We start from the raw sequence: 11558 nt of genomic DNA, 5'->3' as shown, positions 1-11558 counted from the left end.
CGACATCAAGAACTGGATCGCCGGATGGAACGCCAACCCCAAACCATTCATCTGGACCAAAACCGCCGAAGACATCCTCGGCTCCATCGGCAGACTTATTCAACGAATTAACGGCGCAGGACACTAGGATGGCGTTCATGGCAGATTCAGGAAGCCCGGCGATCACCGTCGACCTGAACGCCGACCTCGGCGAGGGGGTGGGTGACGACGAGGCGATGGTCGGCATCGTGACCAGCGCCAACGTCGCCTGCGGATTCCATGCCGGCGATCCCTTCGAACTGCTGAGCACGTGTCGCGCTGCGGCGGCCGCCGGGGTGCGCATCGGTGCCCAGGTGTCGTATCCGGATCGCGAGGGCTTCGGCAGACGGTTCATGGACATCGAATCGGCGCGGCTGACGGCCGACATCATCTACCAGATCGGCGCATTGCAGGCCATCGCGCGGTCTGTCGGCGTCGATGTCGAGTATGTGAAACCCCATGGTGCGCTGTACAACTCGATCGTCTCCCACGAGGTACAGGCGGACGCCGTGGTTGCCGCGATCGTCGAACTGGGCGGTACGCTTCCCTTGATGGGTCTTCCGGGGTCGTTGTCGTTGCGGCTCGCCGGCGACAAGGGGCTGTCGACGATCACCGAGGCCTTCGCCGATCGCGCCTACCGGTCCGACGGGACGCTGGTGCCGCGGTCCGAGCCCGGTTCGGTTCTGACCGACACCGGTGAGATCGCCCGACGGGTGGTCGGCCTCGTCGAGAGGCGCGAGGTGATCGCGGTGGACGGGTCGGTCGTCGCCGTCGACGCCGAGTCGATCTGCCTCCACGGCGACACGCCCGGCGCAGTCGAGCACGCGCGAGCGGTTCGGGCCGCCCTGACCGACGCCGGGATCGACGTCTCCGCCCGCTGACGGGTTCCGTCGGCGCGCAAGCGGGTTCGTGGGCGGAATTCAGGGTTCTGTCGGCGAGATTTTGGGTTCTGTCGGCGAGAAGACGGGTTCTGTCGGCGTGGGGTGGCAGCGCGGCCGTCTGAGGTCGCGCAACCCGGGACCTCGACGACCTGGGGCGACGGCGATCCGTGTGGCGGGGGTCACGATGAGGGATACCCGCCTGCACTATGTTGGGGAACATGACAGCGATCGACAGCAGGGTTACCACCGCCGATGGCATCGTCGAGGGCAGTCGTGGCAAGCGCACCCGGCGCGGCACGATCAGCTGGAAGGGCATACCGTTCGCCGCGCCGCCCGTGGCGGGGTTCCGGTTCCGGGATCCGCAACCCCCGCATCCGTGGCCCGGCGTGCGTGACTGCTCGTCGTTCGCCAAGGCTGCCGTGCAGGCCAAGATGTACACCGCGGTGGCGCCGGGCAAGTATCAGCCGATCGGCGAGGACTGTCTGACCCTCAACGTGTTCGCCCCCGACCGCCCGTCGTCGCGGCCGCGACCGGTGATGGTCTTCATCCACGGCGGCGCCTACATCCTCGGCACGGCCGCCACCCCGCTGTACGACGGTGCGCTGCTGGCCCGGGCCGAGGACCTGATCGTGGTGACCATCCAGTACCGCTTCGGTCCGTTCGGGTACCTGGATCTCAGCGCGTACGGCACCGACGGCCGGCAATTCGACTCGAACCTGGGTCTCAAGGATCAGGTCGCCGCACTGCAGTGGGTCCAGCGCAACATCGCCGCATTCGGCGGCGACCCCGACAACGTGACCGTGTTCGGCGAGAGCGCCGGCGGATCCGCCGTGTTGTCGCTGCTGTGCGCGCCGGCCGCCGAAGGCCTCTTCGCGCGTGCCATCGCGCAGAGCCCGGCGCCCGACCTCACGATCTCGGCGGACAGCGCCCGCGTCTACGCCGACGAGTTTCTGCGTCAGCTACGCGACCCGGAACGGCGCGCGACAAGTATCGACCGCGACGCCGAGCCGATCGCCCCGGACGAGGCGCAGAAACTGGTCGCCCGCGCCTCCGCACAGGACATCCTGCGTGCCGGCGACCGCCTGATGAAGTTCGCCCAGGTGGCCGAGGGCGCGGACCCGATCCCGTTCGGCCCCGTCATCGACGGGTCTTACCTCCCGGCATCGCCGTTGCAGACCGCGTCGGCAGGCAAGACCCTTCCGGTTCCGCTGGTGATCGGCAGCAACCACGACGAAGGCCTGCTGTTCACGAGGCTCTGGAACGTGCTCCCCGACGCGGAGAAGGCACTGGTGCGGGTGAACGACGAGGAGTCCCGCGCCGAGATCAGCGCGCTGTACGACGGCGGCAACCGCGACCTCGTGCAACTGTCGGCGGACTCGGTGTTCTGGGCACCCATGGTGGCCTTCGCGGACGGACACGCCGCTGTCGCACCGACGTATGTGTACCGCTACGACTTCCACACCCGGGCGCTGAAGGCCACCGGGATGGGTGCGACCCACGCGACCGAGTTGTTCGCCGTCTTCGGGGCGTTCCGGACCGCGATCGGTGCCGGACTCGCCGTCGGCGACTGGCGGACGACGGGACGCATCATCCGTTCCGTCCAGAGCCGGTGGGGTGGCTTCGCGGCCGGCGGCGTGCCGGGTGTCGGGTGGCCGGCCTACGACACCGACTCCCGCAAGGTGCTGATCATCGACGATCCCGACCGCGTCGAGTCCGATCCGGAGGGTGCGCGCCGACTCGCGTGGCGCAAGGTGCACGTACCCGCGTGACCGACCGATACCAGCAGCAGCGCCGAGGCGTCAGGGGTAGGGCACCCAATGATCGGGCGGGTCGGCCGCGAGGAACGACACGACCAGGGGATTGAACAACTCCGGTGCCTCGACCGGCAGGATGTGGGTCCCGGGCAGCACCGCCAGCCTGCCGTTCGGTAGCACCCGCGACAGCGCGAGTGCGTGGTCGAGCACGGCAACACCGTGGTCGGGCGCCACGACCAGCGTCGGGGCGGTGACGTCGGCGAAGTCGTCGAGGTCGAAATCCGGTTCGCGTTCCAGCATCGCGAGCGTCTTGTCGTAGACGGTGTCGAAGTGGTCGGGCCCGTCCGGGCTGATCTCCACGTACCCGTCACGGAGGAACTCGACGGTGCCCGGATGCCGATCCCGGATCAGGTCGAGGAACTCACCGGCATCCTGACCGCTCTGACTGACATAGCTCGACACCATGACGATCCGATTGACCAGGTCGGGACGACGCTGCGCGATGAGCAGCGCGACCACCGCGCCGTCGCTCCAGCCGACCAGATGCGCCGGTGCGCCGACCGCACGCTCCAGATAGCCGATGGTCTCGGCGACCATGTCGTCGAGAGTGAACGGCCCGGCATGGTCAGGGGAATGGCCGTGGCCGCTGCGCTCCGGCGCATAGATCGACAGGCCCGCCGCCGACAGGCCGGCGATCTGGGCGCCCCAGATCGATGCGGACCCGAACGCCCCGTGGAGCAGGACGGTCGGCTGACCGGACGGGTCGCCACCGCGGAAATGCCAGACGCGCCGCTCGCCGACGTCGAGATAGACGCCGCCGTCGATCTGTTCTCCGATGGACACGCTGGACACCCCGCCATGCTTCCAGAATCCGCACGGCCGATGGGAAACGGTTGCGACTCGAAACCACTGCGACTCGACTACGTGGCGACTCGGAGACTAGGGAGCGAACATCTGACGCGGTACGGACGATCGGATAGGTTCTCAGGGGGGGTCTGAAGCTTTTCTCAGGGAACGCGCGTGGAGCAGGGGGACTCCACGCCCATGGCAGGAAGGGTTTGATGACCGTTCGCCGCAGGTCCAGCCGTCCACTTCGCGTCGCGTCGGTGTTCGCGATCGTTGTCGGGCTGATCGTCGCCCTCAGCGGAGTTGCCGGGCAGGCGACCGCTGTGCCGGGCGACCCACCGCCGCCGATGGCCCTCGACGAACTCGGTTCCTCGACCACCCTCACCTTCCCCGGCCAGCAGGGCGAGGTCGGTCTGAGCCTGCCGGTCGCACCGAACCTCACGCCGTCGGTCCTACGTGGCGAGACGCAGGTGCCGGCGTTCGTCACCGGCGGCAGTATCGATGTCCTGCAAGGAGATCGGATGATTTCCCGCACCCCGATCACAGCGGGGGTGAGCGCCCCCATCGAACTGCCGCTGCGCGGCGTGCGCGTCGAGGAGAACGCGGTCGACCTGACTCTGCGCGGCTACCTCCGCGTCCAGGGCTTCTGCCAGTTCGACCCGGAGAACGCCCTGCGCCTGCTGAACATGTCGGTCGAGTACACCGGGCGCGAGGCGATCCCCGACAACGTCGCCGAGTTCCTGCCGCCGATCCTGCGCGGCCTGACCATCTACATCCCCGACGACGTACAGGAGGCCGAGGGAGCGGCGGCGGTCAATCTCGCCGCCGCGGTCGTGTCGGAGTACGCCCCTGCGCCGGTGCCCATCGAGACGGTCGCGCTCCCACGCGGGTCGATGGTGCCGCCCACGGTCGCCGGGCCGCTGGAGCGACAGATCGTGATCAACAACGCCGCGGACCAGGGCCTGACCCTGCAGAGTTCCCGCGGATCGTCGTTCCTGGTCATCGGCGGGTCCGACGAAGATCTGCTGACCCAGACACAATTCCTCACCTCCGATCTGTCGCCGATCGCGCTCAGCTCCGCCGCGGTCGCGGGCTCGCTGCACGACGCCCCGCAGCTGCCGGCGTCCGTCCAGACGCTGAGTGACCTCGGCGTGCCCGACCAGTCGATCACGTCCGCCGCATGGCCGCGGATCACCTTCGGTATCGACGAGACGCGGCTGGGATGGTCGGCGACGAACGTCTCGGTCCAGCTGATCGGCTCCTACAGTCCGGGCCCGGGCGACGCCGACGGCGCGATCGCGGTGCGGGTGGGCGACCGGGTGATCGACACGATCCCCACCGACGGGTCCGGTACGTACAACACGTGGGTCGACATCCCCGACGACGTGCTGCGGCGCTACACCGAGGTCTCGCTGACGCTCGAACGCGGCAATCTCGGCGAGAGCTGCGGTACCGGCTATCGCAACACGCTGAGCCTGTCGTCGGCGGGTGAGATCCGGTCGGAGCAGGCCGATCCGCCGCAGCCGGCCGGATTCCAGTCGCTGCCGCAGTCGCTGATGCCGCGTACCCAGCTGGCCTGGACCACCGGGGACACGGCCGACGTGGGGCGTGCGGTGTCGATCGTCGCCGGGCTGCAGGCGCTGTCCGCGGTGCCCCTCGGCGTCGACGTCGTCTCGATGGACACCGCCGCGGAATCGGGGCAGCCGGCCATCCTGATCTCCGGTGACGGAAACGGGCTGCCGGACCTGCCCCTGCCCGTGCAGGCAGACGGGCGCACGTTGACCGTCACGTCGAGCGGCGACGACACGCAGTCCTCGTCGGTCACGCTGAACCCCGGCATTCGCTTCGGGGCCCTCGAGGTGACCCGCGAGAACGGCCGCAGCATGCTGGTCGCCACCTCCACCGACGACGCCCGCGACCTCGACGCGCTGCTCGACTGGCTCTCCGAGGAACAGCGGTGGTCGACGATCGACGGCGACGCGATCCTGCAGGTCTCCGGACAGGAACCGGTGTCGTTGTCATCCGACGAGATCAACCAGGGCGCAGATGACTCCCGACGGATCGGCTCCTGGATCGTCATCGTGGCGATTGCCGGAGCGCTGGTCCTCGCCGGCGCGGTGATCGGATGGACAGTGCTGAGTCGGCGACGCGGGCGGCCGGAGGAGCCGTGACGACGACGGCGGCGCCGGTCGGGTCACCGGAGGCACGCGGTCCGGGTCTGCGGGAGCGGTTCGCGCAGAACGTCACCCTGGTGTTGGCGGCCCGCTGGGCGCTGGTGCTGGTCGCGACCGGCGTGGCGTTCTGGAACACGCTGGTGGCGGTCGCCACCGAGATGCGGGTGCAGACGATCATCACCTACCTGCCGGCCGTCCTGGTCCTCGTGCTCATCGCCGCGACGGGGATCTCCTGGCGGCGTGGTCTCGAGCGACCCATCCACGACCGCCAGAGCGACGTGATCGTCGGTGTCGTGCTGCTGTTGATCTCGGTCACCGTCAAGGTCCTCACCCTTCGATACGAGGACGCGTACCTGGTCAGCCACGTCGATCTGCTCGCGCTGTGGATCTTCGTGTTGGGGTGCTGCTGTCTGGTGTTCGGCTTGCGGCCGGTCGCGCGGTACCGGTGGGCATGGTTTCTGCTGCTGATGATCTTCCCGGTGCCCTACCGCCTCGAGGTGCTTCTCATGCGCGGCGGGCCGGTGGCCGCCGGGATCGTGATGGTGGCGTTCGGAGCCGCCGCGGTCGGTGTTGCGTCGGCACGGACGGTGCGTCGTGGACTGGTCGGCGCGGCGATCGCCGGCATCGGCGGGACGGTCGGACTGGTGGCCCTGCAGGTCCTCTGGTCCGATGCGCGGCTGTGGGTCTACCAGACCGTCCCGGCGGTGGTTGCGGCACTGGCGGCATGCGCTGTGCTGTATGTGGACCGCCGACGGCAGTCCCACATGTCCTGGACACCGCTCGGTCGCGAGAAGTATCCGCCGGCGGTCTCGAGAGTCGGTAGACCAGGACTCGTCATCGCTGCCGCCGCGGCCATCATGGCCCTCATCCCGATTCCCGATTACGGCAATTATTCGAACCAGCGAATCGACGGCCTCGACACGCGTCCGCCGATGGTGGTCCCGTCCGGCTGGGTGGCAGGGGAATACCGACAGTACGAGTGGGTATCGCGACTGTACGGCAGGGGGGCGGTCATGGGTGGCCAGGACCTCTACCAATCACGGGGCAGCTACGAGTTCGACAAATTCGCCCGGCCTCGCAAGGTCGTGGTGAACAGTATCGAGAGTTCGAGACCGGTCACGTTCGAGGTGTACCCAATCATCTTTGTGTACGACCTGGTCGGAGATCGTTTCAGCGAGTTGGAGGAGGTAGAACTCCCGCACGGGGTCACCGGCTTTCTACAGACCGTCGTCGACGACGCGAACTACCTGACCTACAACCGGATCGGCTGGGAGTGGAGCAACGGCGAGACCACCGCACGGGTCACGATCACCTCGGTCGACAACCACGAGGCCGACGCGCCGTTCCCGTCACCGGAACCCACCGTGGCCCGCAACATGAACACCTTTCTGACGGTTCTCTTCCGCGGGAACTCGGTGATCTCCGACCTCGAACCCCAATTCAAGGACCGCGATCTGCTCGTCGACTGCGCCACGGATCTGATCAACGCCCAGGTCGACGCGATCGGGGATCGGTGACATGACCCCGGGACGCGACGGACGCAGCATCTCCGAACTTCTGGCAGACGAAGAGTATCGCCAGGACGCCCTCTACGACGCCATCGAGCGCCTGCGCGACCAGGACGCCCAGCTGTCGGCATCGGTTCCCTTCAGCCGCGGGCAGAAGATCATCGGGCTGACGGCACTCGCGGTCGTCGTCGTCTTGTTCGTGGTGTTCCCGGTCGGATCGGCCGCCGGTCTGATATCCATCGCGACGGTCGTCTATATCCTCGCGCTCATCGACCGGCTGACGATCTTCCGGCGCGGACTGGTCAACGGCGCCATCCAGATCAGCGACGAGCGCGCGCGGTCGATCCCCGACGACGACCTGCCGCCGTACACAGTGCTCGTGCCCGCCTACGGCGAGCCCGAGGTGGTCGGCGACCTCATCGCGGCCATGGAATCCATCGAGTACCCGCGCGAGAAGCTGCAGGTGTTGTTGCTGCTCGAAGAGGACGACGAACCGACGATCGCCGCGGCACGCGAGGTCGGCGAGAACGACCTGGTGACAGTGGTTCTCGTCCCACCGGCGCAACCCCGCACCAAACCGAAGGCCTGCAACTACGGGCTGCACTTCGCGACCGGGGACATCGTCACCATCTTCGACGCCGAGGACCTGCCCGACCCGCTGCAGCTGCGTCGCGCGGTGGCCGCCTTCCGGCAGGAGGACGACCGCGTCGTCTGTGTCCAGTGCGCCCTTAACTTCCACAATCCGCGCGACAACACCCTCACCGAGTGGTTCACCGCCGACTACGGGATCTGGTTCGGTTACCTGCTTCCCGGCCTGATGGTCAGTCGGGCGCCGATCCCGTTGGGCGGCACGTCGAATCACTTCCGACGCGACATCCTCGACGACATCGGCGCATGGGATCCGTTCAACGTCACCGAGGACGCCGACCTCGGCGTCCGCATCGCCGACCACGGCTACCGCACCGCGGTACTGGACTCGTTGACGCTCGAGGAGGCCAACGTCGACCCGATCAACTGGGTCCGTCAGCGATCACGCTGGTACAAGGGCTACATGCAGACCTGGCTGGTGCACATGCGCCGGCCGGTACAGCTGTGGCGGATTCTCGGGCCGGTCGCCTGGTACCGGTTCACGCTGCTCATCGCCGGGACACCGCTCATCGCCTGCATGAACATGGTGTTCTGGTTGATCATGGTCATCTGGATCGCCGGGCAGCCGGCGGTGTTCCACGATCTGTTCCCCGGCCCGATCTACTACCTGTCGCTGATCTCGCTGATCTTCGGCAACGGTGCCGCGATCTACATGAATCTGGTGGCGATCCGCGAGGACGGACGCAGCCCGCTGATGTGGTCGGCACTGATGATCCCCGCCTACTGGGTGATGATGAGCGTCGCCGCGATCAAGGGCATGTGGCAGATGCTGTTCAATCCGTCGTACTGGGAGAAGACCTTTCACGGGTTGTCGAGCGGATCTGCCGACAGCGACTCCAACGCGTCGGCGGAAGCGGAGCAATCCGCGAGCGGTGGGGGGAGCACCGCATGACCAGACGGCACGTGGTGGCCCTGTTCGTCGTGGTGTGGCTGGCCTACCTGGCGGTGGGGGTGTGGCTCGCCGCGGATGTCCGGTTCTACTTCGGAGATTCACTGTCCCGGGTGCAGTCGGCGCAGAGCGTGCTGTTCAGCCGCGACCCGCACCTGTCGGCGATCGGTTTCATCTTCACCCCGCTCACCGCGATCGTCCAGCTGCCGCTGACCGCGCTCACCCCGATCTTCCCGGCGATGACGACGTCCGCCCTCTCGGCGGCGGTGATGTCGTCGGGATTCATGGCCGGCTCCGTCGTCCAGTTGTCCGGCATCGGCCGGGATCGTGGTCTCGCGCCGTGGCTCTGGATCTCGATCACGGTCGGCTACGCGATCAACCCGATGATCGTGCTGTACGCGGCGAACGGGATGAGTGAGGCGCCGTATCTGTTCTTCCTGGTCTGGGCAGGCCGCAGGCTGATCCGGTGGGTCGACACCGACGACGTCCATGACCTCGTCACCGCCGGAATGGCTCTGGGCTTCGCCTACCTGACCCGCTACGACGGGGCGTTGGCGGCGTTGGGTGCCGGTATCGTCGTCGCCGTCGTCAGCTATCGCCGCGCCGACCGCACCGATCGGGTCACCCGTGCCGGGCTGGACATGCTGATCGTGGCGTTGCCCAGCGCCATCGCGTTCCTCGGCTGGGCGATCACAAGCTGGTTGATCACCGGTGACGCGCTGGCCCAGATGTCGTCGCAGTACGGAAACACGGCGATCATCGAACAGTCCGGCGGGACAGGAGTCACGGGTCCGTTCCAGGCGCTGCGGTTCTCGGTCATCGAACTGCTCATCCTGGCGCCACTGTTCCCGTTGCTGCTGGCGGCCGTCGCGATCGCGCGGATACGACGTCGCCGCTTCTATCCACTGCTCACCCCGATGGTGCTCGTCGGTGGGGTGCTGGCCTTCCAGATCTACAGCTATGCGCAGGGTTCCACGTTCGGCTTCCTGCGGTTCTACATCACGGTCGTGCCGTTGGCGTCCGGTGTCGCGTTGCTCGCCGTGCCCGCGCGGTCACCGTCGCCGTCGCGACGTCCGGGACGGCATGCCGACACCCCGCTGATCGTCGTGCGGCGTGGCCGGGGCCACTTCGTCATGGCCGTGGCCGCGGTGATCGCGGTTGCGGTCGCCGTCCCCACGACCGCGTACGGGATGTCGTCGACCAAGTATGCCCCGCAGGAGTTCCCGATCTACTCGGCGATCGGGCCGGACCGGCTTCCGGTCGACGAGAAGCGGCTCGACGGACAGCGGACCGTGCGGTCGTTCTCCACCGAGCGGTCCATGGCCCAGTATCTCGACGGACTGAATCTGCCCGACGGCAGCGTGCTGTGCGACACCGTCTACGGGTTCGCCGTCATCGCACAGTCGACACGCCCCAAACAGTTCGTCATCCCGTCCGACACGGATTTCACCGAGATCGTCAATGACCCGGCCGCGCATGGAGTCCGCTACATGCTCTCGGTGCCGAACGAAGGCCGCGGCGTCTCCGACGCACTCAACGTCCGATTCCCGACGCTCTACGAGAACGGCGGTGAGGTCGGCGTGCTGGTGATGGAGGCCCCGAATGTCGGCGCGGACCTACCGGACTGGCGGATCTACCGGGTCACCACCTCGGCGGACCTGGTGGCCTCGGACGAGGACGAACCCGTCAGGTGACCGTGTCGACGACGACCTGCCAGGCCGGGTCGGTCGGCCCGATGTCGTAGGTGCACTCGGTGGTGCGCGGGTCTGGGACGTAGGCCCACAGCAGTGCGCCGGCCGTCCCGGCGTCGCGTTGCTGACCGATCTTGATCCGCAGCCCGTCGGCGCGGGTCGTGACGTCGAGACAGGAACCGGCGTCGACCCCGATCTCGTTGACCATGATCGGCTTTCCGACCTCGCGGGCCTGCCGGATACGGGTCGGCAGGTCGCTGCCGGCCGGTCCGTAGTCGCTCAGATTGCCGCCGTAGTCATGGAAATCGAGGACATCGAGATGCTCCGAGCGGGCCACATCGGCGTAGTCATCGCCTTCGAGTCCGCATTGGTCTCCGCCGACGAATCCGGCGAAGATCGGGCGCCCGGGGTCGATGCCGTGCAGCATCCCGCCGGCGTCGTCGAAGAAGGTGCGCAACACCTGGGCGCCGCCCGGTGGGCACGCCCGCACCTGCCAGTCACAGCCGCGGGCGGTGCACACGCTCGCCTCCGGCTCGCCGACGATCTCCCAGCCGGCGATGGTCGGCCGTTCCTTCCACCGGTTCACCGCCGTGGTCAGCCACTCGGCGAACGTCATGCCGCCCAGGGTCCTCTCGGTGCGCCACCCGTCCTCGTACCAGGAGCGCTCCTTGAACCGGCCGTCCTCGCACTCGCCGGTGCTGCCGGTCAGGACGGGCAGCACCATCTGGCGGTGACGGGTGGCGGCGTCGAACACGGCGTCGAGCGGCTCGAAATCGATCAGACCGTTGTTCTTGTCGACCACGAACATCGAGAACAGGTTGAAGCGTGTCAGTGCGTGCGGAGGAAGCTTTCCGAAGTAGGCGTCGAGGTCCACCTCGGCGCCGCAACCGCGGTTCACCGACCAGTCGGTGCCGAGTTGGTACGCGTTGAATCCGGTGGGCCACCAGTCGTGGTTGTCGAGCCGCAGGCCGGTGTCGGTGACTGCGACCCGATCGCTGAAGTCCTTGGTGACCGAGGACGTGATCCGCGATTCGCCGCCGCCGATGCCGCAAGCGGTGATGCCGACCGTGACGGCGACGATGACACTCATAAGCGCGATGGCGCGTGGGTGACCCACTCCCGCAGGCTACCGCTGACTAACCTGCGAAG

General features: G+C 67.6%; 8 protein-coding genes. 6 read left to right on the top strand and 2 right to left on the bottom strand.

What is annotated here, in order from left to right; genetic code table 11:
* Window positions 1-137 precede the first annotated feature (137 nt).
* Window positions 138-899, top strand: a complete 762-nt coding sequence (locus V1Y59_RS22475; protein WP_330507264.1) for a LamB/YcsF family protein — start codon at window positions 138-140, stop codon at window positions 897-899.
* 218 nt (window positions 900-1117) lie between these two features.
* Window positions 1118-2668 carry a carboxylesterase/lipase family protein gene (locus V1Y59_RS22470; protein ID WP_330507263.1) on the top strand — a complete coding sequence of 517 codons (1551 nt, stop codon included), beginning with the start codon at window positions 1118-1120 and terminating at the stop codon, window positions 2666-2668.
* A gap of 30 nt (window positions 2669-2698) precedes the next feature.
* On the opposite strand, the gene V1Y59_RS22465 is transcribed toward V1Y59_RS22470, so the two are convergent.
* Window positions 2699-3505, bottom strand: coding sequence for an alpha/beta fold hydrolase (locus tag V1Y59_RS22465; RefSeq protein WP_330507262.1), 807 nt, complete (start codon window positions 3503-3505; stop codon window positions 2699-2701).
* Between the two features lie 209 nt (window positions 3506-3714).
* Between V1Y59_RS22465 and V1Y59_RS22460 the strand changes: the two genes are divergently transcribed.
* From V1Y59_RS22460 to V1Y59_RS22445, 4 genes are read left to right on the top strand one after another with little or no spacing between them, the layout of a single operon-like run.
* Window positions 3715-5670 (top strand): hypothetical protein, encoded by a 1956-nt coding sequence (locus tag V1Y59_RS22460; protein ID WP_330507261.1) that lies wholly within the window; start codon window positions 3715-3717, stop codon window positions 5668-5670.
* Complete coding sequence (locus V1Y59_RS22455) at window positions 5667-7190, top strand: hypothetical protein (RefSeq protein WP_330507260.1); 1524 nt, start codon at window positions 5667-5669, stop codon at window positions 7188-7190. Before V1Y59_RS22460 ends, V1Y59_RS22455 begins: the two co-directional genes overlap by 4 nt.
* Before the next feature lies 1 nt (window position 7191).
* Window positions 7192-8721 (top strand): glycosyltransferase, encoded by a 1530-nt coding sequence (locus tag V1Y59_RS22450; RefSeq protein WP_330507259.1) that lies wholly within the window; start codon window positions 7192-7194, stop codon window positions 8719-8721.
* A complete protein-coding gene (locus V1Y59_RS22445; RefSeq protein WP_330507257.1) occupies window positions 8718-10412 on the top strand; it encodes a glycosyltransferase family 39 protein in 1695 nt (564 codons plus the stop codon). Before V1Y59_RS22450 ends, V1Y59_RS22445 begins: the two co-directional genes overlap by 4 nt.
* Here the strand turns inward: V1Y59_RS22445 and V1Y59_RS22440 are convergent.
* Window positions 10405-11499 carry a glycoside hydrolase 5 family protein gene (locus V1Y59_RS22440; RefSeq protein ID WP_431309274.1) on the bottom strand — a complete coding sequence of 365 codons (1095 nt, stop codon included), beginning with the start codon at window positions 11497-11499 and terminating at the stop codon, window positions 10405-10407. The two genes, V1Y59_RS22445 and V1Y59_RS22440, sit on opposite strands and share 8 nt — an antisense overlap.
* Window positions 11500-11558 lie beyond the last annotated feature (59 nt).

This window comes from Gordonia prachuapensis, from assembly GCF_036350515.1.
GTDB lineage: Bacteria > Actinomycetota > Actinomycetes > Mycobacteriales > Mycobacteriaceae > Gordonia > Gordonia prachuapensis.
Note: the sequence above shows the minus strand (reverse complement) of the source record. Positions and strands in the feature narration are given on the sequence as shown.